Origin of the sequence: Achromobacter sp. ESBL13 (assembly GCF_036668755.1) — a bacterium.
In the GTDB taxonomy this organism is placed as follows: Bacteria; Pseudomonadota; Gammaproteobacteria; order Burkholderiales; family Burkholderiaceae_B; genus Achromobacter.
Genome location: NZ_JAZEVT010000006.1, coordinates 36,998 through 60,030 on the forward strand (window position 1 = coordinate 36,998; position 23,033 = coordinate 60,030).

24 protein-coding genes and 1 tRNA gene are annotated in these 23,033 nt (G+C 64.2%); 17 read left to right on the forward strand and 8 right to left on the reverse strand.

The window, feature by feature from the left end:
- Positions 1-69 precede the first annotated feature (69 nt).
- From V6F88_RS21540 to V6F88_RS21585, 10 genes are all read left to right on the forward strand, one after another.
- Entirely contained in the window at positions 70-990 is a 921-nt protein-coding gene (locus tag V6F88_RS21540) for a DMT family transporter (RefSeq protein WP_332612109.1), read from the forward strand.
- Complete coding sequence (locus tag V6F88_RS21545; protein WP_332612111.1) at positions 987-1,631, forward strand: LysE family translocator; 645 nt, start codon at positions 987-989, stop codon at positions 1,629-1,631. The genes V6F88_RS21540 and V6F88_RS21545 overlap by 4 nt, the downstream gene beginning before the upstream one ends.
- A gap of 136 nt (positions 1,632-1,767) precedes the next feature.
- Positions 1,768-2,655: an alpha/beta hydrolase gene (locus V6F88_RS21550; RefSeq protein ID WP_332612113.1), complete on the forward strand. Its 888-nt coding sequence runs from the start codon at positions 1,768-1,770 to the stop codon at positions 2,653-2,655.
- A 129-nt stretch (positions 2,656-2,784) separates the two neighbouring features.
- Complete coding sequence (locus V6F88_RS21555) at positions 2,785-3,696, forward strand: dihydrodipicolinate synthase family protein (protein WP_332612114.1); 912 nt, start codon at positions 2,785-2,787, stop codon at positions 3,694-3,696.
- Between the two features lie 87 nt (positions 3,697-3,783).
- Positions 3,784-4,539 carry an ABC transporter ATP-binding protein gene (locus V6F88_RS21560; RefSeq protein ID WP_046806150.1) on the forward strand — a complete coding sequence of 252 codons (756 nt, stop codon included), beginning with the start codon at positions 3,784-3,786 and terminating at the stop codon, positions 4,537-4,539.
- Positions 4,532-5,257, forward strand: a complete 726-nt coding sequence (locus tag V6F88_RS21565) for an ABC transporter ATP-binding protein (RefSeq protein ID WP_332612117.1) — start codon at positions 4,532-4,534, stop codon at positions 5,255-5,257. Before V6F88_RS21560 ends, V6F88_RS21565 begins: the two co-directional genes overlap by 8 nt.
- A 71-nt stretch (positions 5,258-5,328) precedes the next feature.
- Positions 5,329-6,534 carry an ABC transporter substrate-binding protein gene (locus tag V6F88_RS21570; protein WP_332612119.1) on the forward strand — a complete coding sequence of 402 codons (1,206 nt, stop codon included), beginning with the start codon at positions 5,329-5,331 and terminating at the stop codon, positions 6,532-6,534.
- Between the two features lie 9 nt (positions 6,535-6,543).
- Positions 6,544-7,446 carry a branched-chain amino acid ABC transporter permease gene (locus V6F88_RS21575; protein WP_104145139.1) on the forward strand — a complete coding sequence of 301 codons (903 nt, stop codon included), beginning with the start codon at positions 6,544-6,546 and terminating at the stop codon, positions 7,444-7,446.
- 1 nt (position 7,447) lies between these two features.
- The gene (locus tag V6F88_RS21580; protein ID WP_332612120.1) at positions 7,448-8,413 is read left to right on the forward strand and encodes a branched-chain amino acid ABC transporter permease; all 966 of its coding nucleotides are present in this window, start codon (positions 7,448-7,450) and stop codon (positions 8,411-8,413) included.
- A complete protein-coding gene (locus V6F88_RS21585) occupies positions 8,413-9,063 on the forward strand; it encodes a GntR family transcriptional regulator (RefSeq protein WP_046806146.1) in 651 nt (216 codons plus the stop codon). Before V6F88_RS21580 ends, V6F88_RS21585 begins: the two co-directional genes overlap by 1 nt.
- On the opposite strand, the gene V6F88_RS21590 is transcribed toward V6F88_RS21585, so the two are convergent.
- Entirely contained in the window at positions 9,038-9,595 is a 558-nt protein-coding gene (locus V6F88_RS21590) for a multidrug/biocide efflux PACE transporter (RefSeq protein WP_332612122.1), read from the reverse strand. The genes V6F88_RS21585 and V6F88_RS21590 overlap by 26 nt on opposite strands.
- Before the next feature lie 94 nt (positions 9,596-9,689).
- Between V6F88_RS21590 and V6F88_RS21595 the strand changes: the two genes are divergently transcribed.
- The gene (locus tag V6F88_RS21595) at positions 9,690-10,568 is read left to right on the forward strand and encodes a LysR family transcriptional regulator (protein WP_332612123.1); all 879 of its coding nucleotides are present in this window, start codon (positions 9,690-9,692) and stop codon (positions 10,566-10,568) included.
- Positions 10,569-10,586: 18 nt separating this feature from the next.
- Here V6F88_RS21595 and V6F88_RS21600 read toward each other — a convergent pair whose 3' ends face one another.
- Positions 10,587-11,396, reverse strand: coding sequence for a ChbG/HpnK family deacetylase (locus V6F88_RS21600; RefSeq protein ID WP_332612124.1), 810 nt, complete (start codon positions 11,394-11,396; stop codon positions 10,587-10,589).
- Positions 11,397-11,432: 36 nt separating this feature from the next.
- On the opposite strand from V6F88_RS21600, the gene V6F88_RS21605 reads away from it, so the two are divergent.
- Positions 11,433-11,825, forward strand: coding sequence for a GtrA family protein (locus tag V6F88_RS21605; RefSeq protein WP_332612126.1), 393 nt, complete (start codon positions 11,433-11,435; stop codon positions 11,823-11,825).
- A 45-nt stretch (positions 11,826-11,870) separates the two neighbouring features.
- Here the strand turns inward: V6F88_RS21605 and V6F88_RS21610 are convergent, their stop codons facing one another.
- Entirely contained in the window at positions 11,871-12,923 is a 1,053-nt protein-coding gene (locus V6F88_RS21610) for a glycosyltransferase family 2 protein (protein WP_332612127.1), read from the reverse strand.
- Between the two features lie 271 nt (positions 12,924-13,194).
- Between V6F88_RS21610 and V6F88_RS21615 the strand changes: the two genes are divergently transcribed.
- From V6F88_RS21615 to V6F88_RS21635, 5 genes are all read left to right on the forward strand, one after another.
- The gene (locus tag V6F88_RS21615; protein WP_332612128.1) at positions 13,195-13,731 is read left to right on the forward strand and encodes a GNAT family N-acetyltransferase; all 537 of its coding nucleotides are present in this window, start codon (positions 13,195-13,197) and stop codon (positions 13,729-13,731) included.
- A 161-nt stretch (positions 13,732-13,892) separates the two neighbouring features.
- Positions 13,893-15,101: a sodium/glutamate symporter gene (gltS, locus tag V6F88_RS21620; protein WP_332612130.1), complete on the forward strand. Its 1,209-nt coding sequence runs from the start codon at positions 13,893-13,895 to the stop codon at positions 15,099-15,101.
- On the forward strand, positions 15,098-16,600 hold the full coding sequence (locus V6F88_RS21625) for a TAXI family TRAP transporter solute-binding subunit (RefSeq protein ID WP_332612131.1): 1,503 nt from the start codon (positions 15,098-15,100) through the stop codon (positions 16,598-16,600). Before gltS ends, V6F88_RS21625 begins: the two co-directional genes overlap by 4 nt.
- Positions 16,601-16,642: 42 nt before the next feature.
- Positions 16,643-16,909 carry a hypothetical protein gene (locus V6F88_RS21630; RefSeq protein WP_332612132.1) on the forward strand — a complete coding sequence of 89 codons (267 nt, stop codon included), beginning with the start codon at positions 16,643-16,645 and terminating at the stop codon, positions 16,907-16,909.
- A 6-nt stretch (positions 16,910-16,915) separates the two neighbouring features.
- On the forward strand, positions 16,916-17,374 hold the full coding sequence (locus V6F88_RS21635; RefSeq protein ID WP_332612133.1) for a YaiI/YqxD family protein: 459 nt from the start codon (positions 16,916-16,918) through the stop codon (positions 17,372-17,374).
- Between the two features lie 27 nt (positions 17,375-17,401).
- On the opposite strand, the gene V6F88_RS21640 is transcribed toward V6F88_RS21635, so the two are convergent.
- From V6F88_RS21640 to V6F88_RS21660, 5 genes are all read right to left on the reverse strand, one after another.
- A complete protein-coding gene (locus V6F88_RS21640) occupies positions 17,402-17,569 on the reverse strand; it encodes a hypothetical protein (protein WP_332612134.1) in 168 nt (55 codons plus the stop codon).
- Positions 17,570-17,889: 320 nt separating this feature from the next.
- Positions 17,890-17,964: transfer RNA gene (locus V6F88_RS21645), tRNA-Val, on the reverse strand.
- Positions 17,965-18,047: 83 nt separating this feature from the next.
- Entirely contained in the window at positions 18,048-18,767 is a 720-nt protein-coding gene (gene dnaQ / locus V6F88_RS21650; RefSeq protein WP_046806136.1) for a DNA polymerase III subunit epsilon, read from the reverse strand.
- Positions 18,768-18,770: 3 nt separating this feature from the next.
- Positions 18,771-21,887: an efflux RND transporter permease subunit gene (locus tag V6F88_RS21655; RefSeq protein ID WP_332612136.1), complete on the reverse strand. Its 3,117-nt coding sequence runs from the start codon at positions 21,885-21,887 to the stop codon at positions 18,771-18,773.
- A 33-nt stretch (positions 21,888-21,920) separates the two neighbouring features.
- A complete protein-coding gene (locus tag V6F88_RS21660) occupies positions 21,921-23,006 on the reverse strand; it encodes an efflux RND transporter periplasmic adaptor subunit (protein WP_332612137.1) in 1,086 nt (361 codons plus the stop codon).
- Positions 23,007-23,033: the final 27 nt, after the last annotated feature.

The following is a 23,033-nucleotide window of genomic DNA, read 5'->3' on the forward strand; positions in this document are numbered from 1 at the left end:
AGAGTGACAGCAATACGAACGGCCCGCAACCACCCTGCCGTTCCATTCAGAATTTCTTGGCAAACCATCATGTCTCGATCCGCGCTTTACCCTTCGGCCCAGACGGCGCCCGCCGCGACTCCCCCTGTCTGGGAGGGCTATGGCTACGGGTTCCTGGGTGTACTGGTCTTTTCGTTGACGCTGCCCATGACCCGCCTGGCCGTCGCGGAACTCGCGCCGCTGCTCGTAGGCCTGGGGCGCGCGTTGGTGGCGGCCGTACCGGCAGTGGCCCTGCTGTGGATCACGCGCAGTCGGCGGCCAACCCGGCAGGAATGGCCGGGCGTCATCCTGGCGGCGTTGGGCATTGTGGTGGGGTGGCCGCTGGCTTCGTCACTGGCAATGCAGACCGTGCCGTCCGCGCAGGGCGCGGTGTTCAATGGTTTGCTGCCCCTGTCGACCGCCGCGTTTGCCGCGCTGCGCAGCGGAGAGCGGCCGTCGGCGGCCTTTTGGGCGTGGGCCACGGCCGGGGCCGCGTTGGTCACGGTGTATGCGCTGCGCCAGGGCAACGGCACGTTGACGACTGGCTACCTTTGGCTGTTGGTTGCCGTGGTGCTGGGCGGCATGGGTTACGCCGAAGGCGGCCGCGCGGCGCGCACGTTGGGCGGATCGCGCACCATCTGCTGGGCGTTGGCAATCAGCGCGCCTGTGGTGGTGGCGCCCGTCGGATGGATGGCGGCGCAGGCCCACTGGCCCAGCGCGGCCGCGGTGTCCGCTTGCGCGTATCTGGCGTTCGGATCTATGTTTTTAGGGTTCTTCGCGTGGTATCGCGGCCTGGCCGTGGGCGGCATCGCCCGCGTGGGGCAAGTTCAGTTGTTGCAACCGTTCCTGACTGTCCTGGCGGCCGCATTGTTGTTTGGTGAATCCGTAGAGGCGTCGACATTCGTGTTCGCCGCTACCGTGATCGCCGTTATCGCCGGCGGACGCCGCGCCATCGTAAGGACCAAAAAATGAATCTGTTCCCGACCAACTGGGCCGACGTGCCCCTGGCTTCTGCATCGCTGCTGGGGCCGCTGGCGCTGTTCGCGCTGGTCAGCTCCATTACGCCGGGCCCCAACAACGTGATGCTGGCTTCGTCCGGACTGAACTTTGGATTTCGCCGCAGCCTGCCGCACCTGCTGGGAGTGAACCTGGGCTTCACCTTGATGATTTTCCTGGTGGGCGTGGGCCTGGGATCGGTGTTCCAGCAGGTGCCCGCGCTGTACACGGTGCTGAAATATGCCGGCGCGGCCTATCTGCTGTACCTGGCCTGGAAGATCGCCAATTCCGGCGACATGGAAGATGGCGAAGCCCGCGGCAAACCTTTCACGTTCCTGCAAGCCGCCGCCTTCCAATGGGTCAACCCAAAGGCGTGGGTGATGGCAGTGGGCGTCGTAGCCACCTACACGCCACAAAACGGCTTCTTTGCCAACCTGATCATCGCCACCGTGGTGTGCGGCGTGGTCAACCTGCCCAGCATCGGCGTGTGGGTAACCTTCGGCACGGCGCTGCGTCGCGTGCTGCACAAGCCCTGGGCCGTGCGCGCGTTCAACGTCGGCATGGCGCTGCTGCTGGTGGCTTCCCTGTATCCGGTGGCGCTGGATTTGATGCATTGAGCCGTGGCCGCGCAGACAGCAGGCGCGGCCAGGGATGGCGGCCGGCAGCCCCGGGCACCCTCTCATTGACGGGCGCGCCACGTCCGGGAGTATGCTGACGGCGGAACCCAGCCGGCCCGACAGGGTCATATCGTCCATGCCCGCCCTGCCTCGTTTTTCCCCCCGCCGATTGTTCATTGCCGCCGTGCTGGCCGCCGCCAGCGTGGTCGGCTGCTCGCAGCTGGATTCCTGGCAACGCCAGACGATCTTTTCGCCGCAGTCCGAACCCCAGACCTGGTGGCGCGAACCCGCCGCCGGCACCAAGGTCTACGACCTGGCGCTGGCCAATGGCGACAAGATTCGCACCTGGTATTGGCAAAGCCCCAGCGCGGGCGCCCCTACTGTGCTGTATCTGCACGGCGCGCGCTGGAACCTGAACGGCAGCGCGTTTCGCATCGACGGTTGGACCCGCATGGGCTATTCCGTGCTGGCCATCGACTATCGCGGCTTCGGCGCGTCCACCCCGCGTCTGCCGTCCGAAGATAGCGCGCTGGAAGACGCCATGGCCGGCTTGAAAGAGCTGGCGCGGCTGCAACCCGACCCCGCTCGCCGCTTCGTCTACGGCCATAGCCTGGGCGGCGCCATCGCCATCGACCTGGCGGCGCGCCCCGAGCAACCTGACTTTGCGGGCCTGATCGTGGAATCCAGCTTCACCAGCATCGGCGCCATGTTGGGCACGTTGCGTTGGGGCAAGGTCCCGGGCGCCGGCCTGCTGGTCACGCAGCCCTTCGACTCCGTGCAGAAGCTGGCGCAGCTGCACACGCCGATGCTGTTCATGCACGGCACCGCCGACCGCGTTGTGCCGCACACCATGAGCGACGAACTCTTCGCCGCCGCGCGCAACGTGGCGCCCGAATTGAAGCGGCTGGTCAAGATCGAAGGGGCGTCGCACTCGGGCGCCTTCCGCAGCGGCCCGCAATACGACGCGGCCGTCAAAACCTTCATGCAGGATGCGTCGCGCGCCTATTCCCGTAAATCGGGCTGACGCGCGCCGGGAAAACCCGGTATGGGGAAACTCCCATATAAAAATATCTACTAAATATATTTAGCGGATATTAGACTTTCTCCTGTTCGCCGCTCCCCTTGAAGCGACGGCATCTTCAGGAGAAGCCAGTTGAGTAACGTGCGTTGGCAGGGCGTATATCCTGCCGTAACCAGTAAGTTCCACGCCGACGAATCACTGGATTTTGAAGCCATGCGCAAGCATTTCGGCTTCTTGATCGACAACGGAGTTCATGGTCTGGTCACCTGCGGCTCGCTGGGCGAAGCCAGCACCCTAACCCTGGAAGAAAAGCTGCAAGTCACGCGCTGCGCCGTCGAAGTCAGCGCCGGTCGCATCCCCGTGCTGGCCAACGTGTCCGAGACCAGCACCCGCGAAGCGTTGCGCTTTATCCGGGCGGCAGTTCAACTGGGCGTGGATGGCTTCATGCTGATGCCGTCGCTGATCTACGTCGCCGACGCGCGCGAAGCCATGCAAAGCATCCGCACCATGGCCGAAGCCGCGCAAAAGCCCTGCATGATCTACAACAACCCGGTTGCTTACCGCGTGGATCTGAAGCCCGAACACATGGTTGAGCTGGCCGATTGCCCCTGGCTGGTCGCCATCAAGGAAAGCAGTGACGACATCCGCCGCCTGACCGACCTGCGCAATGCGCTGGGCACGCGCTATCAGCTGTTCATCGGCGTGGACGACTTGTCGTTCGAGGCGCTGGCGTTGGGCGCCGACGGGCTGCTGGCGGGCTTGGTGACCGCATTCCCCCGCGAAACCGTTGCGCTGTATGACCTGATGAAAGCCGGCAAGTGGCAAGAAGCGTTGGCGCTGTACCAATGGTTCACGCCGCTTCTGCACCTGGACGTTTCCACCAAGCTGGTGCAGAACATCAAGCTGGCAGAAACGCTGGCCGGCGTTGGCAACGAGCATGTGCGCAAGCCGCGCCTGCCCCTGGTCGGCGCGGAACGCGAGCGCTGCACCGCCATCATCCAGGCCGCGATCTCCAAGCGCCCCAAAGCCTACCAGTCGACGTAAGCCGCCCCACCCGCCCGCAGCACCATCCCCGGAAGGCCGCGCGCCGCGGTGTTCCGGGGCCGCCTACACGCACGCCCATCGGACACCATGCAAAGCGACATCATCCTTCAGACCCGTGGCCTGACCAAGGAATTCCGCGGCTTCGTGGCGGTCAATAACGTCGATCTGAGCGTCCGGCGCGGCGCCATCCATGCACTGATCGGGCCCAACGGGGCGGGCAAGACCACGTTTTTCAACTTGCTGACCAAGTTCCACATCCCCACGCGCGGCGAAATCCTGTACGACGGCGTGGACATCACGGCAGAGCGCCCCGCCCAGACCGCGCGCCGGGGCATTGTTCGATCGTTCCAGATATCCGCCGTGTTCCCGCAGTTGTCGGTGCGCGAAAACGTGCGCGTCGCCTTGCAGCGCAAGCTGGGGGTGGACTACTGCTTCTGGCGGTCGGAACGCACGCTGGAAAGCCTGCACCACCGCGTCGAGGAACTGTTGGACCAGGTTGGCCTGCGCACCCATCTGGAGGTGCCCGCGGGCGACCTGCCCTATGGCCGCAAGCGCACCCTGGAAATCGCCACCACGCTGGCGCTTGAGCCCGAACTGCTGCTGCTGGACGAACCCACGCAGGGCATGGGCCACGAGGACGTGGACCGCATCAAGCACCTGATCAAGCAGGTATCGGCGGGGCGCACCATCCTGATGGTCGAACACAACATGAAGGTGGTGGCGGACATCTCCGACACCATCACCGTCTTGCAACGGGGCGAGATCCTGGCTGAAGGCCCGTACGCCACCGTCTCGATGAACCCGGCGGTGCGCGAAGCCTACATGGGAGCCGACGATGAATAACGCCCTGGCCGGCGGGTCCGGCAACCTGCTTGAAATCCGTAACCTGCACGCCTGGTATGGCGAATCGCACATCCTGCATGGCATCGACCTGGACGTGAAGCCCGGCGAATGCGTGACGCTGCTGGGCCGCAACGGCGCGGGCCGTAGCTCGACGCTGAAAGCCATCCTTGGCCTGGTGGGCCGCCGCAGCGGCTCGATCAAGGTGCAGGGCCAGGAAACGGTGGGCATGCCCACTCACAAGATCGCGCGCCGGGGCATCGGTTATTGCCCTGAAGAGCGCGGCATCTACGCGTCACTGAGCGCGGAGGAAAACCTCATGCTGCTGCCCTCGGTCGGGCCGGGCGGCATGTCGGTGGAAGAGATCTACACGATGTTCCCCAACCTGAAAGAGCGTGCGCAAAGCCCCGGCACGCGGCTGTCAGGCGGCGAACAGCAGATGCTGGCGATGGCGCGCATCCTGCGCACCGGTGCTCGCCTGCTGTTGCTGGACGAAATCACCGAAGGGCTGGCGCCTGTGATCGTGCAGTCGCTGGGTCGCGTGATCCGGCAATTGAAAGAGCGCGGCTACACCACCGTGCTGGTCGAACAGAATTTCCGCTTCGCCCAGCACCTGGCCGACCGCCATTACGTCATCGAACACGGCCAGGTGGTTGCCGTGATCGACCGTGCCGACGTCCAGCAATCGCAGGACAAGCTGAACACCTTGCTGGGCATTTGAAGTCTTGCCGTATTGGTTTTTTCCGTATTCCTTCCGACCGCAGTGCCCCTTCCTACACGGAGCGTAGTCAGATGAAATTGAACCGAATTGCAGCAGCGTTGCTAACCCTGGGCGTCGCCGGCGCCGCCCACGCGCAGGCCAAGATCAGCGACGACGTCGTCAAGGTGGGTGTGCTGACCGACCTGTCCGGCGTGTATTCCGACCTGGCCGGTAACGGCTCGGTGATCGCCGCGCGCCTGGCCACCGAAGAGATGGGCAACAAGGTGCTGGGCAAACCGGTGGAAGTGGTGGCGGCAGACCACCAGAACAAGCCCGACGTGGCCGCCAACCTGGCGCGCGAATGGTTCGACCAGGGCAAGGTCGACATGATCACCGACTTTCCCACCGCGTCCACCGCGCTGGCCGTGATGGAAATCGCCAAGCAGAAAAACCGCGTGACGATGCCCTCGGCGGGCCTGTCCACCGCCATCCTGGGCGAAAAATGTTCACCGCTGAACGCGCAGTGGACCACCAACACGTACGCCCTGGCCGCTGGCACGGCACGCGCGCTGGTGCAAGAAGGCAAGAAGACCTGGTATTTCATCACGGCCGATTACACCTTTGGCCATTCGCTGGAAAAGGACGCAACCGAAGTCATCAAGGAAAACGGCGGAACGGTCGTGGGCGTGTCGCGCCACCCCTTCCCCGGCAACGACTTTTCATCGTTCCTGCTGAAAGCCCAGGCATCGAAGGCCGACGTGATCGCACTGGCCAACGCGGGCAACGACACGGTCAACGCCGTCAAGCAAGCCAACGAATTCGGCATCAACAAGAAGCAGATCGTGGCGCCGCTGCTGACGTATATTTCGGACGTGCACAGCATGGGCCTGCCCAAGGCGCAGGGCATGTACCTGACCGAAGCGTTCTACTGGGACTATGACGACGCCTCGCGCGCATGGGCCAAGAAGTTCTTCGAAAAAGCCAAGAAGATGCCGACGGCCTCGCAGGCCGGCGTGTATTCCGCCACGCTGTCCTACCTGAAGGCGATCGAAGCCGCCGGCACCGACGACGCGCCCGCCGTGATGGCCAAGCTGCGCGAGATGACCATCAATGACGCCGTGATCCGCAACGGCCATCTGCGCGCGGACGGCGCACTGGTGCACGACATGCTGCTCTTGCAGGTGAAAACGCCCGCGCAGTCCAAGGCCCCGTGGGACTACTACAACGTGAAGTCGGTACTCAAGGGCGAGGACGTGTTCCCCAAGCCCCAGGCCGCCTGCCCGCTGAACAAGTCCTAAGCCCGCGCCATGTTCGACATCTCGCTCCCCGCCCTGTTGGCCCAATTGCTGGTCGGCCTGATCAACGGCTGCTTCTACGCCATTCTCAGCATGGGGCTGGCCATCATTTTCGGCCTGCTCAACATCGTCAACTTCACGCACGGCGCGCAGTTCATGATGGCGGCGTTCCTGGCGTGGATCGGCTTCACGCAGCTGCCGCAATTGCTGGGCCCCGGCGTGCAGGTCAACTTCTGGGCCGCGCTGATCCTGGCGCCCCTGGTGGTGGGCGCGGTGGGCGTCCTGATCGAAAAGACGCTGCTCAAGCGGCTGTACCACCTGGACCACCTGTATGGGCTGCTGCTGACCTTCGGTATCGCGCTGATGATGGAAGGCGGTTTCCGATACTTCTACGGTATTTCAGGGGTGGGCTATGAGCCGCCCGAGATCCTGCAAGGCGGCTTCGATCTGGGCTTCATGTTCTTGCCGGCGTACCGGGGTTTTGTGGTGGTGGCATCGCTGACGCTGTGCATCGCCACCTGGTACCTGTTCGAGCGCACCCGCCTTGGCGCCATGCTGCGCGCCGGCACTGAAAACCCGAAGCTGCTACAGGCGTTCGGCGTCAACGTTCCGGTGATGATCACGCTGACGTACGGCTTCGGCGTGGCACTGGCCGGCGTGGCGGGCGTGCTGGCCGCCCCCGTCATGCAGATCAACCCGCTGATGGGGTCCAACCTGCTGAACATCGTGTTCGCCGTGGTGGTCATCGGCGGGCTGGGTTCCATCATGGGCGCCATCGTCACCGGCCTGGCGCTCGGGCTGCTGGAAGGGTTGACCAAGGTGTTTTATCCCGAAGCGTCCACCGTTGTCGTGTTCATCGTGATGGCCGTCGTGCTGTTGATGCGCCCCGCGGGCTTGTTCGGCAAGGAGAAATAAGGTGTCGCGCATTCCGTTTTCCATTCGCATCCTGGCCTTGCTGCTGGTGCCCGCCCTGCTGGTGCCGTTCTTCCCCCAGGTCGTGTACCCGGTGTTCGTCATGAAGGTGTTGTGCTTTGCGCTGTTTGCGCTGGCCTTCAACCTGCTGACCGGGTTTACCGGCCTGGTGTCTTTCGGCCACGCCGCCTTTTTTGGCTGGGCCGCCTACGCCACGGGCGAAATGATGATCCTGTTCGGCGCACGCGGCCTGCCGCCCGAGCTTGCCATTGTGTGCGGCGTGGCCATGGCGGCCGCCATCGGGTATGCAATCGGCTGGCTGGCCATCCGCCGCACCGGCATTTATTTCGCGATGATCACGCTGGCGCTGTCACAGGTCGCGTACTTCATGGCGGTGCAGGTCGGCTGGACGCGCGGCGAGGACGGTATGCAGGGCATTCCGCGTGGCAAGTTCCTGGGGCTGGTGGACCTGAGCCTGGACACCAACATGTATTACTTCGCGCTGGGCGTGTTCGTGCTGGGCTTTCTGTTCGTCTACCGGGTGATTCATTCGCCCTTCGGGCAGGTACTGAAGACGATCCGGGACAACGCGCCGCGCGCCATTTCGCTAGGTTACGATACGGATCGGTGCAAGCTGCTGGCCTTCGTGCTGTCCGCGTCGGTTGCCGGCCTGGCCGGGTCCTTGAAGGCGCTGGTGCTGCAATTGGTGGCCCTGAACGACGTGTCGCTGGCCACCTCCACCGAAGTATTGCTGATGACGCTGCTAGGCGGCATCGGCACGGTGTGGGGCCCCGTGGTGGGCGCTACGCTGGTGGTCAGCTTGCAGAACTATCTTGCCACCCTGGGCGATGTTGTCACCATCGTCATCGGGCTGATTTTCGTGTTGTGCGTGTCGTTCTTCCGACGCGGGTTCGTCGGCGAATGGCTGGCGTACACGCAGTGGCGCAAAACGAAGGAAAACAATAATTGATGGCAGGAGCAGAACCCAAACGGCGCGCCGCGGACGTCGCCTACGACCAGATCGAAAGCATGATCGCCACGTTGCAATTGCAGCCTGGCAGCGCGGTCGTGGAAGCGGAACTTGTCGAGAAAACCGGCCTGGGGCGCACGCCCCTGCGCGAAGCATTGCTACGCATGGTGGCGGCTGGCCTGATCCGCCAGGAGCCCCGGCGCGGCCTGCGCGTATCGATGATCCAGCTGGCCGACCACATGGATCTGATCCAGACGCGCCGCGCGCTGGAACAACTGATTGCCGCCAGCGCCGCCCGCCGTGCCACGCCCGCGCAGCGCACCCAGATCGTGGAATGCGCCGCGCAGATGATTCGCGCCTCGGAAGGCGGCAACCTTGACGACTACATGCACGCGGACCAATTGCTGGACCACGTCTGCCATCTGGCTTGCCGCAATGTGTCTGCCGTGAATGCGGTCGAACCGCTGATCATTCAGTGCCGGCGCTTCTGGTACGCCTATCAGCACGAAGGCGACATCGCCGAAGGCGCGCGCCGCCACATGCTGATGGCGCAGGGCATTGCCACCGGCAACGAAGCCGACGCCATCAAGGGCGCCGATTCGTTGATGGACTACCTGGAAATGTTTACGCGCAAGGTGATTGACGCGTAACGGCGGCAGCCCCCGCCGGCGCCACTGCCGGCGCGATACCGGCTGTGTCGGCCGGCGCGGGCTGCGCCTTGCCGCGACCCAGCCACGCCATGACGCGCGGACGGGAACGGTCATAGGCCAGGTTGTACAGGAATGCGTAGGGCAGATAGAACAGCACCAGCGCGATATCCAGCACAAAGGCTTCCCACAGGCTGATGTCCAGCCACCAGGCCGCCAGCGGAATCACGATCAGGATCAGGCCCAGTTCAAATCCAAACGCGTGCACCACGCGCATGCGCATGTTGCGAACGAAACCCAGGCGGTTTTGCAGGCGGTCGAAGCCGGCGTTGTAGATCATGTTCCAGACCAGCGCGATCCAGGCGATGACAGCGGTGAGGACGCCCATTTCAAACAGGGATTTGCCCATGGCCCAGGCAGCGGCCGGCGCGCACAGGCCGATGGCCAGGATTTCAAAAAGGAAGGCGTGAAAAAAACGCTCTTTGAGCGTTTTGGTGACTTGCGTTTTTTGGGGAGGGGTGTGAGTGGCTTGCATGACCCGCCTGCGGTCGATTTGTCAGAATGGAAGCGATTTTCGACGATATTTCCGTTACGATAAAGATACTATCCATCGGAAATACCGATAACTTATGCGCCACTCTCTTGAATCCCTGGCCGCGTTCGCGCAAGTCGCCTCTGAAGGCTCGTTTTCGGCCGCTGCCCGGAAACTGGGCAAGAGCCAGTCCACCATCAGCGAAACCATCGCCAACCTGGAAGTGGACCTTAACGTCACCCTGTTCAACCGCAGCCAGCGGCAACCCGCGCTGACCGAAGCAGGCCAGGTGCTGCTGGGCCAGGCCTTGCAGGTGCTGGCCGCGAACGATCGCTTCAACCGCAGCGCCAACCAATTGGCCGACGGGCTTGAACCCCGGCTGACGGTGGTGCTGTCGGACACGTTCCAGTCCAAGACGTTTGAGAACATGCTTAGTCAGATCGACCAGCGTTACCCGGCGCTGCGCTTCGAATGCCTGATTGCGGAATACGAAGACGTGGTGGCGTTGGTTCAGCAAGGCCGCGCGCACCTGGGCCTGATGGCGGCACAAGACGACTACCCCCCCGATGTGGCGCACGCCACGCTGCCAGAGCGTTCAGAAATCGTGCTGTGCGTGGGCCGCGGCCATCCGCTGGCCGATCGCCCTACGGTCAGCAACGACGAGCTCAAGACGCAACGCGAATTGCGGCTCAGCACGTACGAACTGGACGACAAAGACGCGGCGCCGCCCCACGCAACGTGGTCCGCGCCCGGTTATCTGATGCTGCTGGAAATGGCCAGCCTGGGATTTGGCTGGACCGAACTGCCCCGCTGGATGGTCCAGCGTTTTGGCCGCGACCAGTTGGTGGAACTGACGGTGCCCGGCTGGCCGCGCCACATACGCGTTGACGCCGTCTGGTCTACCCGGCGCGCGCTTGGGCCGGCGGGGGCTTGGCTGTTGGAAAGCCTGACGCGGGCAGACACCACGCCCGCGTGATGCCGCGTCGCGCGGCGATCAGTGCATGGGCAGCCGCGAAATGCGCACGCCGTTGGCATTCATCCAGTCGCCCAGTTTGGGGCTGGCCAACACGTCGAATTCGGCGCGCCGTTGTCGCGACATGGCACTGCCCTCTTGGCCGTTCATGGCGGGATGGCACATCAGCAGATCCCCATCGCGCGCGTTGAACAACCAGTTCTGAAGCAGCCCGGCATAGCGTCGCTTGCCGCCGTCGAATCCATATACGCCAAGCAGCCGGCGATTGGTGCGCAGGCCATCACGGCTTGCCTGACGCGCCAGCGCGGCCGCCCCCAAGGCGCCGATGATGCGCGCCTTGATCGCTTCCTTCATGGGGATGCCGCTAAGCATGCCCGGCGCCGTCTGGCGCAGCCACGGGCGCCGTTCGCCAAAGCGCCGCTTCAGTTGCGCCAGCACTTGATCGCGCACGCCGGGCAGCTGGTGCACGTGTTGATGGCCGTCGATGTAATCGGGCGCGCGTCCCAGCGCGGCCTCAAAGGCGTCAAACTGGCGGTTCAAATGCGCCTGCACCCAGGCTGCGTCCAGTCGCCCCGTGTACGCGCTGATGATGAGCTTGCTCAAGGACGGCATCGGCTCGGCATCCGTGGCCAACGTCTCGGACAGGTTCACATGCAAGCCGATATCCACGTTGCGCGCACCAAGCCGGCGGGCGTTTGCGGCGAACGTGGGGCCAAGCGACAAGCAGCTGACCGCGCTGATGCGCCCCATGTCGGCCAACGCAATCATGCCTTCATCGATGTCGGCATTCATGCCAAAATCGTCGCCGCAGACTATGACTCGTTTGCTCATTGCGTTTCCTCGCGGTTCCATTCCACTTCGGCACTCATGCGCGCCTTGCTTCGTCAGATCAGCCTGTTTGTTGCCGTCGGATGCGCGGCTGCCGCAACCCATTGGGCGGTGGCCGTCGGCTGCGTCGAAGCCTTCGCACTGCCGCCGCTGGCCGCCAACCTGATCGGCTGGCTGGTCGCCTTCGTCGTATCCTTTGCCGGCCACTATCGGCTTACGTTCAGACATGCCCAAATACCCTGGACCATAGCGATCCGCCGTTTCTTTTTCATTTCAGCGGCGGGCTTTTTCATCAATGAATCGGCCTACGCGCTGCTGCTGCACACCACCAGCATCCGCTACGACGTGTTGCTGGCATTGATCTTGATCGGGCTGGCGTTTGCCACGTTTGTCGCGAGCCGCTTGTGGGCCTTCCGCAAGCCCGGCGCGTGATAGAAGTGATGCAAGGAGCCGGCGCGCCGCGCAGCGGCGCAAGAATCAGAAGGGCCGCGCCCCACTGTCGGCGGATCGCCCTTGGCGACGGCGCACCACGTATAGCGGCCGCCCTTTGACTTCGTCAAAGATGCGCGCAACGTACTCGCCCACCACACCCAGCGAGATCAGGTTCACGCCGGCAAAGAACAGCACGGCGGTGACGATGGTGGTCCAGCCCGACACGGGATTGCCCGACAGCAGGTAATCGCCCACCAGATAGGCGGCGTAAGACATCGCCACCAGCGCAAACGCCACGCCCACCAGGCTGACCAGACGCAGCGGCCAGGTCGTAAACGCCGTCAAGCCATCCAGGGCCAAGCGGAACAGGCGCAAGCCGCTGAAGCGGCTGTCGCCATGCATGCGCTCGTCCGGTGTGTAGGGCAGCGCTTCGCCTTTGAAGCCGACCCAGGCGTACAAGCCCTTCATGAAGCGCGTGCGCTCGGGCAGTGCGTTCAGCGCATCGACCACGCCACGGTCCATCAGGCGAAAGTCACCGGCGTGCGCCGGCACATCAACGCCGCGCGCGCTGCTCAGCAGCTTGTAGAACCAACGCGCGCCGGATCGCTTCAACCACGATTCGTCTTGGCGCGTTTCGCGCACGGCATAAACCATTTCGGCGCCTGCCGCCCACCGCGCCAGCATCTGTTCGATCAACGCCGGCGGGTGTTGCAAGTCAGCGTCCAGGCAGATCACCGCGTCCCCGGCGGCCGCTTCCAACCCCGCGCTAAGCGCGGCTTCCTTGCCGAAGTTGCGCGATAGCTGAACGTAGCGAAAGCCCTCGTGCTGAGTCCATTCGCCCATCAGCGATTCCGTGCCGTCCGTGCTGCCATCGTCCGCCACGATGATTTCCCAACGCGTGCACAGCGCCTGCAAACGGCTGCGCAGCAGCGGCAACAAGACGCGCAGATTTTCCGCTTCGTTCAGGCACGGAATGACGCAGGTCACGCAAGCGTCGTATGGCACCACGGCAGCCTTGCCGGACCAAAGCGCTTCCAGCGGATACGTTTTGGCCAGCACTTGCGAAGGAATCGGATCGGGCCGGTATTGGATGTGCATAAGACGAAAGGTCTGGGAATACAGGAATGCTATGACCGGCAGTATGCGTAGCGTCTCGTCGAATTTTCATGAAATGCCCGCAACGCGGCATCGCCGGCAAAGCCGTGCATTTCGTTCGATCGCCGCGTGGCGCGCGGCAGCGTATCGGGCCGGGACAATGTGGATGCGCCCCCTATTTCCAGGCGCCGCCGAACCGACGTGTTTGCCGGCATCGTTAAAATGCGCGGCTGTTTTGTCCTTACAGGTAGTCATGCAATACCGAGTCCGCCCTATGCTGACCAGCGACGTGGACGGCATCTTGCATGCCCAGACGCTGGCCTATCCCGACTTCCTGCTTGAAAGCGCGGAGTTCTTCCTGAACCGCTTGCAGCTTGCGCCCGATCATTGCTGGGTGGCGTGTGCATCAGATAGCAGCACCCTGCTGGGTTACCTGGTTTCGTATCCCTGGAACGCCGGCCTGCCCCCGGCGCTGGGCGTCGCGTTGACGGCATTGCCTTCGCCGGCCGAACACTGGTTCGTGCACGACTGCGCCGTGGTCCCGCGCGCGCAAGGGCATGGCGTGGCCAAGTCCTTGATGCAGACAGGCGCCGCGCGCGCTGTGCAAAGCGGCTTGCGTCGCGCCAGCCTTGTTTCATTGCAGTCCGCCGTGGGCTATTGGCTGCGCCACGGCTATCGGCCGGTGTCCGCCATGGACGGCATGGACGGCATGGACGGCATGGACGGCATGGACGGCATGGCCGATCTGGCCGCCAAGTTGGCGGACTATGGCCCCGACGCCCGCTACATGACGCGCGGCTTCCCGCTGTAGCCCCTTATTTGCGAGGGCCCTGCATGACAGGCCCCGCCAGTCGCCGCTTTCCTATACATCGCCAATTCGCGGCCGTAATATAGGGCCGCAATCCGAACGATGTGGCGGCAACGGTTCCGATAGTCCGACTTGCTGCGCCCTGCCGGGGCGCGAAGGTTCTTATGATTTCCCTTTCGCCCGTTCAATCTTTGCTTGCCTGCTGCCTGGTGCTGGTCATCGGCCGCGTGCTAACCACCCGTATCGGCGTCCTGCGCCGATACAGCATCCCCGACCCGATTGTCGGCGGCCTGCTGTTTGCGATCCTGGCGTATGCGCTGGCGAACTGGGGCGGCGTCTCCGTTTCGTTGGAAACCAGTATCCGGCCCACGCTGCTGCTGCTGTTCTTCGGCTCTATCGGGCTGACCGCCAATCTGAAACTGCTGGCCAAGGGCGGCCCCCGTCTGATCGCCTTTCTGTTGGCGCTGATTCCCTTTCTGATTCTGCAAAACGCCGTGGGGCTGGGCATGGCCTGGCTGCTGGACATGCACCCATTGATGGGCCTTTTGGGCGGCACGATCACGCTGGTGGGCGGGCACGGAACCGGCGCGGCCTATGCCACGCGCTTTGCCGACTTCAACAACATCCAGGACGTCATGGCGTTGGCCATGACTTCCGCCACCTTGGGCCTGGTGCTGGGCGGCGTGGTGGGCGGACCCGTCGCGGAATGGCTCATGCGCCGGCACAAGTTGCAAGGCAGCCTGGACCACAAGGCAGGCGACGGCCAGTTGGCGCCCGACCTTGCCGAACCCGCTGAACCGCCCACCGCCGGTTCCTTCATTGTGTCGATGACGGCCGCCTTCGTCTGCCTGGTCGTCGGCGGCTACCTGGCGATGCTGGTCGAGGGCGCGCCCGTCAGCCTGCCCAATTTCTTGTGGTGCCTGGCCACCGGTGTGCTGATCCGCAACGGCGGCGCGCGCCTGGGCCTGAAGCTGGACGACCGCGCCACGGAAATCATCGGCACGATTTCCTTGTCGCTGTTCCTGGGCATGACGATGATGACGCTGGACCTTTCCAGCGTGGCCCGCCTGGCCGGCCCGCTGGCGTTGATGCTGGTGGTGCAAACCCTGTTCTGCGCGCTGTACGCCGCCTGGGTGGTGTTCCGATTGCTCAAGCGCGACTACGAGGCGGCCATCATGTCGGCGGCGTTCTGCGGCTTTGGCCTTGGCGCCACCGCCACCGCCATCGCCAACATGCAGGCCCTGACGCGCCGTCACGGACCCGCGCCGGAAGCCTTCATCGTGGTGCCGGTCACCGGTGCGTTCCTGGTCGACATCCTGAACGTGATCGTGCTGACGTCGCTGATCTCCTTGCCCTTCGTCGGGGGGATGTGACCATGTTCAAACGCCTGGTACTGATCGCGTTCTGCCTGATGCTCGCCGCCTGCGGCCGCGCGCCCGATGCCGACAAGCTGCGCACGGACGTCGACACCGCCCTGGCCACCACATACGGCCAAGGCCTGTTCCGCATCACCGATCTGAAGCGCAGGGGTTCCGCCAGCGACAGCACGGCCCCCGCCGGTGAAAGCCGACGCGTCGTGTATTACGACGTCGAATTGACGTTGGGCCGGGATATAACGCTGGGCGCCTGGGACCAGCCCGGCGCGGCCTCGCTGGTAACGTTGCTGGGCGCCGGCCCGCGCAGCATCATCGGCGTGAAATCCGGCGGCAACCAGGCCGGAGACCGCATCGTCGCGCACGCCAGCGCCATCTATCGCAAAGAAGGCGATACCTGGAATCTCATCACCCCTGCCGGCTTCAAAGCGGCCGAGGCGCCGTCGCTGGATACGGGCGCGCCCCCGCCTGTTACGCGGCAGTTGCTGGATACGCTGGACCAGATCACCCATTCCGTCGCCTATAGCGCCTCCAGCACCGCGCAGAACGTGGTGCAGCAAGAGCTGGAACGCTCGGTGGCGCGCATCAATGGGCGGCTGGCTCGTTTGCAGCAAGGCTATCCGCTGGCCGGTGGACCTGACCGCGGCGAATACGTTGCGTTTGCCCGCGCGCTGAGCGCCGTGGCGCGCGCCCGGCAGATCCGCGTCACCCCGCTGATCACCGGTGGCGGCGCGGAAAACATCGCCCTGCTGCGTAGCGGCGACGCCGTGGTTGGCTTGGCGCAGGCCGACACGGCACGCCTGGCTTACGAGGGTCGCGGCCCATTCGCCGACCAGGGGCCGTTCAGCGGCCTGCGCGCGCTGGGCAGCCTGTATCCCGAACTGGTCCACATCGTGGTACGTGACGATCCGGCATTGCGCAGCGTGCGCGACTTGAAGGGCAAGAAGATTGCGCTGGGCCCCGAGGGTTCGGCGGTGCGCGCCACGCTGCAAGCCGTGCTGTCCGCCCATGGCCTGGAGCCGGGGCGCGACTACACCGTCGTCGACACGCCATTCGCGGCGTCCTTGCCCGCGCTGAACGCCGGCACGGTCGATGCCGCCGCGCAAGTCATCGGCGTGCCCGCCACGCCCCTGCGCGACGCGCTGACCGAGGCGCGCTTGAAGCTGCTGCCGCTGGACCCGGCCGCCATCAAGTCGTTGACCGGCGGCGACAGCGCCCTGATGCCCCTGGAAATTGCCGCGGACACCTATCCCAACCAGGCCGCGCCGGTTGCCACCGTGGGCACGGCGGCGCTCATGCTGACCACGGCAAACCTGACCCGCGATGAAGCGCTGATGGTGGTTCGTGCCGTCTACCAGACCGGCCAGGACTTGCTGGCGGCCGGCTCGGCGCAGGGAGCGCAGGTGTCCATCGCCAATGCGCGACGCGGCCTGACCGTCCCGCTGCACGACGGCGCCGAGGAAGGCCTGGCCGCGTTGGAACTCGCCAAACCGCGCTGATCCCGGATGCGCTTATGATTGCGCTCCTAATCAGGAATTTCCATGAATAAATTCGATCTCCAAAAAACCCAGGCCCTGAAGCTGGCCGGCCAGCTCAAGGCATCCGCCACCCCCGACCGCTTCGGGGTAGCGTCGCAAGCGCCCGACCGCCGCGAGCAGCGCAAGCTGGATCAAGCGGCCGGCCTGGTGCCGTTTCCGTTGAAGCTGTCGCAGGCGCACGCCGACAAGCTGCGCGCGCTGGCCGCCGAACGTGGCGTGTCCACGAACGACATCGTGGCCGAAGTCCTGCAAAAAGCGCTGGGCGAATAAGCGCTTATGCACATCTGGGTCGATGCGGACGCGTGCCCCGTGGTCATCAAGGACATCTTGTTCCGCGCCGCGCAGCGCTGGCAGGTGCCGGTGACCCTGGTCGCCAACCAGCCGCTGTCCACGCCACCTTCGCCGCTGATCCGCGCGGTGCAGGTGCCGCGCGGTTTTGACGTGGCGGACGCGCATATCGTTGAACGCGCCGAGCCGGGGGATCTTGTCATCACCGCGGACATCCCGCTGGCCGCCGACGTGCTAGCCAAAGGGGCGATGGCGTTGAACCCGCGTGGCGAACGCTATTCACCCGAAACCATCCGTGAACGGCTGGCGGTGCGAGACATGATGGAAGAATTGCGGGCAAGCGGGGTCGATACGGGCGGCCCGTCATCATTCAGCCAAGCCGACCGCAAGGCGTTCGCCAACCAGCTGGACACCTTGCTGGCACGCCTTAACAAGAAAGCGCCTTAACCCGAAAGCGCCTTAGCCAGAACGGCCTTAGTAAAACGTGACGTAGGCCTTGTAGATGATGGTGCCGATGGCGGTGATCAAGCCCAGGCCCATCAAGCCCATCCCGATATTGCGGTCGCGCAGCCCGAAACCGATCAGCATCATCGCCACGCCCGTGACAATGATGATCAACATGGTATTGGTGTTCGGCGGCATGGACGTCTCCTATGCTCGGGCATCCGGCAGGCCGTCAAAAGGAGTTCTTTCGAAGGCGGCACCGTGAAACCATCATAAGCGCGTAATAAGGCGTCGGCACGCAGGCCAGAAAGGCAATATTGCGCCAGATCAACAAGCTTAGATCCCGCAGCACGGTCCCGCAGCAAAGCTGACGGGCACAAAAAAGCCAACCGATTAAGGTTGGCCTGTTTTGCTTTCTTTTTTCTTTTTTCTCTTTCAGTCTTTATGCCAAAGACGCCAAGCGGGTCAGCAACAACTAATGCTATCTACAAGCCTTCGTGTTGCCTTCCAAGGGTCTTTGGTGGGTGGTACAAGTTTCGAACTTGTGACCCCTGCCGTGTGAAGGCAGTGCTCTACCACTGAGCTAACCACCCTGAAAGAGGCGAAATAATAGCATGATTTTTAAAACGTGCGCAAGTCGAAATTCGCGCACGGCAACCCGGGCCGGCAATAGCCTTTATGCCGCCACCGGCGCATCCAGCTTGCGCCAGACGCATTCGCCGTTCACCGACTTGTCCAACGCCGCCAAATAGGCCTCGTGTTCGGCCAGTTCTTCGTCGCTGGCCTTGATGACAACCAGCCCCGACGCGTCGAACTTGGCCAGCACGATGCCATCGCTGCCCGCGCCGTCGTTGTCGTCCACGTCGATCAGCAACGCATCCTGCCCGCGCGTCATGGCCAGCCAGACTTCCGCCAGCAACTGCGAGTCAAGCAATGCGCCGTGCAGCGTACGGTGCGCGTTGGAAATGCCGAAGCGGTCGCACAGGGCGTCCAACGAATTGCGCTTGCCGGGGAACAGCGAGCGGGCGTGCAGCAGGGAATCGGTGACCGTCTCGCAGTAATCGGTGATCGGGCCGCGGCCCGTCTTCGCCAACTCGGCGTTGAAGAACTTCACGTCGAACGCGGCGTTGTGCGCGATCAGTTCCGCGCCCTGGATGAATTTGACGAACTCGTCCGCCACGTCGGCAAAGCGTGGCTTGTCGGACAGGAACTCGGTGGTCAGTCCGTGCACCGCCAAGGCCTCGGGGTCGCTGTCGCGATCCGGGTTCAGGTAGATGTGCAGGTTGTTGCCGGTGGACATCCGGTTGACCATTTCCACGCAACCGATTTCAACGATGCGATGACCCTGGGCAGGGTCCAGTCCGGTGGTTTCCGTGTCAAAGATGATCTGGCGCATGACTTATTCCGACGCTGCATTGGCCGAGGCCGGCGGCGTCTGACCGCCCGGCGGGTGGGCCGGAGGGTGCTCTGCGCTGCCGGCATGGCCGGGTTTCTTGCGTGCGGTGGCAATCAGCGTGTAGGCCACCGGCACGACGAACAAGGTCAGTAGTGTACCCAGCAAGAGGCCGCCCACCAGGACCCAGCCGATCTGCTGGCGGGATTCCGCCCCCGCGCCGGACGACAGGGCCAGCGGCACCGTGCCCAGCACCATCGCGCCCGTCGTCATCAAAATGGGGCGCAAGCGCAGAACGCTGGCCTCGGTGACGGCAGCGAACAGTTCGCGGCCCTCGTCGCGCAGCTGGTTGGTGAATTCCACGATCAAAATGCCGTGCTTGGTAATCAGCCCCACCAGCGTGATCAGGCCGATCTGGCTGTAGATCGACAGCGTGCCGCCCGTCAGCCACAGCGCCAGCAACGCGCCCGTCATCGACAGGGGCACCGACAGCATGATGATGAATGGGTTACGCCAGCTTTCGAACTGCGCCGCCAGCACCAGGTAGATGAAGGCCAGCGCCATGCCGAACACCAGGTAGATGCTGCCGGACGAATCGCGGAATTCGCGCGATTGCCCGTCCAGATCCGTGATGGTCGTATTGGGCAGGACGTCGCGCGCCACCTGATGCATGTGCGTCAGCACCTCGCCCAGCGCATACCCGGGCGCGACCGCCGCATCGATCTTGACGGCGCGCAGGCGGTTGAAGTGGTTCAGCGATTGCGGCGACACCCCTTCGTGCACGCCCAGCAGGTTGTCCAGCTGCACCATGCTGCCATCGCGGGCACGCACATAGATACCGGAAATATCGGTGGGCGTGGCGCGGTCGCGCGGGGTGACCTGCACGATCACGTCGTACTGCTCGCCCTCGTCCTTGTAACGCGTCACCTGGCGCCCGCCCAGCATCGTCTCCAGCGTACGCCCCACCGTGTCCACGTTGGCGCCCACGTCCGCCATCTTGTCCCGGTCAACCCGCACGCGCAGTTCAGGCGTGTTCAGACGCAGGTCCGTGTCCAGATTCAACAGGCCCGGATACTTGCGCAGTTCCGTCAGGAAGACATCGGTCAGGCGGGCCAGTTCGGCGTACGACGCCTGGCTCATGATGATGAATTCCACCGGCTTTGAGCGCGCGGACTGCCCCAGCGAGGGCGGGTTTGTCGGAAACGCGCGCACGCCCGGCAATGACGCGAATTGCGGCTGCAACTGCTGCGTGATGGCCTGCTGCTTGCGGTCGCGTTCTTCCCACGGTTTCAGGCGCAGGATGGCGGTGCCGTCCGTCACGGTTGGAAAGCCCACCGTGACCTGGCTGCCGCTGGCTTCCGAAATTTCTGAATAGAACTTTTCGATGCCCAGCATGCTGTCCAGCGTGTAGTTCAACGTGGCGCCTTCCGGCGAGCTGACGATGCCGAACACCACCCCACGATCTTCGATGGGCGCCAATTCGCTTTTGACCACCTTGAACAATACGCCGCTGCCCAACGCCACCACCACGCCGATCATCACCACCAGCCAGCGGTGACGCAACGACGCCCCCAGCAGGCGGCGGTAGCCATTGCTCATGGCGTTGAGCCAGCCTTCGATCAGGTTGTACCAGCGGCTGTGACTGCTTTGATGGCGCAGCAACACCGAGCACATCATCGGCGTCAAGGTCAGCGCCACGAAGCCCGACACCAGCACGGCGCCGGCCAGGGCCAGCGCGAACTCAATGAACAGGCGCCCCGTGCGGCCCGTGGCGAACGCCAGCGGCGCATACACGGTGACCAGCGTCATCGTCATGGCCACCACCGCAAAGCCGATTTCCTTGGAGCCCCGCAGCGCCGCTTCCTTGCGCGGCATGCCTTCTTCGATGTGCCGATAGATGTTCTCCAGCACCACGATGGCGTCGTCCACCACCAGGCCGATGGCCAGCACCATGGCCAACAAGGTCAGTGTGTTGATCGAGAATCCGAAGAAATACATCAGGGCGCAAGCGCCCACCAGCGACACGGGGATGGTGACGATGGGGATGATGCTGGCGCGCAGGTTGCGCAGGAAGAAAAAGATCACCAGCACCACCAGGATGATGGCTTCGCCGATGGTGTGGAAAACCGAATCGATGGACCGTTCGATGAATACCGACGAGTCGTACGCGATGGTCAGCTTCATGCCCGCCGGCAAGGTCTCGTTCAGGCGTTCGACCTCGTGGCGCGCCGCCTTGGACAGTTCCAAGGGGTTGGCCGTGGACTGCCGCGTCACGCCGATGTTGATGGCCGGCTTGCCGTTAAAGCGCGACAGCACCCGGTCGCTGGCCGCGCCGATCTCGACCTTGGAGACATCGCGCAGCCTGACCGGATAGCCCTTCACGTTGGCCACGATCACGTCTTCGAACTGTGCGGGCGTTTGCAGGTCGGTGGACGACACCACCGAGAATTCACGCGCGCGCGATTCGATACGGCCGGCCGGGATCTCGACGTTCTGGCTGCGCAGCGCGGCTTCCACCTCTTGCACGGTCAGGCCGTATGCAGCGAGTTTGTCGCGGTCCACATAGATGCGCATGGATGGCAGGCGTTCGCCGAACACACGCACCTCGGCCGCGCCGGGCAGCACGGACAAGCGGGTCTTGATGTAGCGGTTGATGTAGTCGGACGTCTGGATCGCCGAGTACGAGCCCGATTCCACCGCGATATAGATGATGGGCTGCGAGTCGGCCTCGACCTTGCCGATGATGGGCTCGTCGATTTCGTCCGGCAGGAAGCGGCGCGCGCGCGAGACTTTGTCGCGCACTTCGGCCGCCGCGGCATCCGGGTTGCGCGACAGGTTGAACTTGATGTTGATCAGGCTGCGTTCGGAACGGCTGCGCGAGGTCATCACGTCCACGCCCTCGATGCCCGCCAGCTGATCTTCCAGCGGTTTGGTCACCTGCGATTCGATCACCTCGGGCGAGGCGCCCTTGTAGGTGGTGTCCACCGACACGATGGGCTCGTCGATCTTGGGATATTCGCGCACCGTCAGGCGCGAATAAGAGATCAGGCCGATCAGGACAATGATCAGCGACAGGACCGACGCAAACACCGGCCGCTTGATGCAGGTTTCCGAGATACGCATTGCGTCACCGCTAAAAAGAGTAGGTGGCCGGGCTCACGAGCCACTGCCCACGACGGTCACCGCGCCGCCGTCCGTGACGCGCTGTATGCCCGCCACCACTAATTGATCGCCCGCTGCTACGCCGGTCAGGATTTCGACGCGGCCTTCGCGGCGCTCGCCGATCGTCACTTCGCGCTTCTCGGCGCGGCCGTCCTTGACCCGGTAAACGTACTGCGTTTCGCCCGACGGCGACAACGCCGCTTCCGGCGCGACCAGCGCCTTGTCCTGGTTAAACAGCAGCTGCACGCGGGCGAACATGCCGGGCCGCAACAACGCGTCTTTGTTGGCGACGGTGGCGCGCAACAGGATGGACCGGCCGCCCGCGTCGACCAGCGGGCTGACGGCGTACACCAGCCCCTGACGTTCCTGGCCCGGCAGCGCGTCCAGGCGCAGCGTCAGCTGCTGGCCCACGCCCACTTTGCTCAAGTACATTTCGGGCACGCGAAAGTCCACCTTCAGGGGGTCGATGGCTTCCAGCGGCGCCAGGTCCTGCCCTTGGTTGACGTAGTCGCCCACGGACACGCTGCGCAGCCCCACGATGCCGGCGAACGGCGCCGATATCGTCATCTTGTCCAGCCTTGCCTGCGCCAGCGCCACGGCGGCTTCCTGCACCTTCAGCGTGCTGGCGGATTCGTCGCGCGCCTGTTGGCTGACGAAACCCTTGCCCTGCAATTCCACGGCGCGGCGGTAATGGCTTTGCGCCAGCGTCAGGTTGGCATGGGCCTGCGCCAGCTCGGCGCGCGGCACGGAATCATCCAGCCGGATGAGCACCTGGCCCCGGGCCACCGGCTGGCCTTCCTTGAATTCAATCGCCTGGATCCGGCCCACCACCTCGGGCCGCAGCACGACGGACTCGTCCGAACGCAGGCTGCCCACGGCGGACAAGCCCCGGGCGAACGGAATTTCTTTCACGGAAGCGACCTCGACCCGAACGGGCGCGGCCGGCGCAGCGGCCGGCTTGGCGGCCGCCTGGACGGTGGGCGAGGCCCCGGGCGCGAGCCAGCGCGGCACGAACACGCCCAATGCGGCCCCCGCGGCCAACCCGGCCGCGACGGCGGCCAGCAGTACAGCTTTTTTCATGCGCGTATGTGGCGGTGGTGCGGCGCG

Bases quoted from the DNA above. Each gene is read 5' to 3' on its own strand.
- V6F88_RS21540 (WP_332612109.1), top strand. From the start codon at position 70: ATGTCTCGATCCGCGCTTTACCCTTCGGCCCAGACGGCGCCCGCCGCG.
- V6F88_RS21545 (WP_332612111.1), top strand. From the start codon at position 987: ATGAATCTGTTCCCGACCAACTGGGCCGACGTGCCCCTGGCTTCTGCA.
- V6F88_RS21550 (WP_332612113.1), top strand. From the start codon at position 1,768: ATGCCCGCCCTGCCTCGTTTTTCCCCCCGCCGATTGTTCATTGCCGCC.
- V6F88_RS21560 (WP_046806150.1), top strand. From the start codon at position 3,784: ATGCAAAGCGACATCATCCTTCAGACCCGTGGCCTGACCAAGGAATTC.
- V6F88_RS21565 (WP_332612117.1), top strand. From the start codon at position 4,532: ATGAATAACGCCCTGGCCGGCGGGTCCGGCAACCTGCTTGAAATCCGT.
- V6F88_RS21570 (WP_332612119.1), top strand. From the start codon at position 5,329: ATGAAATTGAACCGAATTGCAGCAGCGTTGCTAACCCTGGGCGTCGCC.
- V6F88_RS21575 (WP_104145139.1), top strand. From the start codon at position 6,544: ATGTTCGACATCTCGCTCCCCGCCCTGTTGGCCCAATTGCTGGTCGGC.
- V6F88_RS21585 (WP_046806146.1), top strand. From the start codon at position 8,413: ATGGCAGGAGCAGAACCCAAACGGCGCGCCGCGGACGTCGCCTACGAC.
- V6F88_RS21590 (WP_332612122.1), bottom strand. From the start codon at position 9,595: ATGCAAGCCACTCACACCCCTCCCCAAAAAACGCAAGTCACCAAAACG.
- V6F88_RS21595 (WP_332612123.1), top strand. From the start codon at position 9,690: ATGCGCCACTCTCTTGAATCCCTGGCCGCGTTCGCGCAAGTCGCCTCT.
- V6F88_RS21600 (WP_332612124.1), bottom strand. From the start codon at position 11,396: ATGAGCAAACGAGTCATAGTCTGCGGCGACGATTTTGGCATGAATGCC.
- V6F88_RS21605 (WP_332612126.1), top strand. From the start codon at position 11,433: ATGCGCGCCTTGCTTCGTCAGATCAGCCTGTTTGTTGCCGTCGGATGC.
- V6F88_RS21610 (WP_332612127.1), bottom strand. From the start codon at position 12,923: ATGCACATCCAATACCGGCCCGATCCGATTCCTTCGCAAGTGCTGGCC.
- V6F88_RS21615 (WP_332612128.1), top strand. From the start codon at position 13,195: ATGCTGACCAGCGACGTGGACGGCATCTTGCATGCCCAGACGCTGGCC.
- gltS (WP_332612130.1), top strand. From the start codon at position 13,893: ATGATTTCCCTTTCGCCCGTTCAATCTTTGCTTGCCTGCTGCCTGGTG.
- V6F88_RS21630 (WP_332612132.1), top strand. From the start codon at position 16,643: ATGAATAAATTCGATCTCCAAAAAACCCAGGCCCTGAAGCTGGCCGGC.
- V6F88_RS21635 (WP_332612133.1), top strand. From the start codon at position 16,916: ATGCACATCTGGGTCGATGCGGACGCGTGCCCCGTGGTCATCAAGGAC.
- V6F88_RS21640 (WP_332612134.1), bottom strand. From the start codon at position 17,569: ATGCCGCCGAACACCAATACCATGTTGATCATCATTGTCACGGGCGTG.
- dnaQ (WP_046806136.1), bottom strand. From the start codon at position 18,767: ATGCGCCAGATCATCTTTGACACGGAAACCACCGGACTGGACCCTGCC.
- V6F88_RS21655 (WP_332612136.1), bottom strand. From the start codon at position 21,887: ATGCGTATCTCGGAAACCTGCATCAAGCGGCCGGTGTTTGCGTCGGTC.
- V6F88_RS21660 (WP_332612137.1), bottom strand. From the start codon at position 23,006: ATGAAAAAAGCTGTACTGCTGGCCGCCGTCGCGGCCGGGTTGGCCGCG.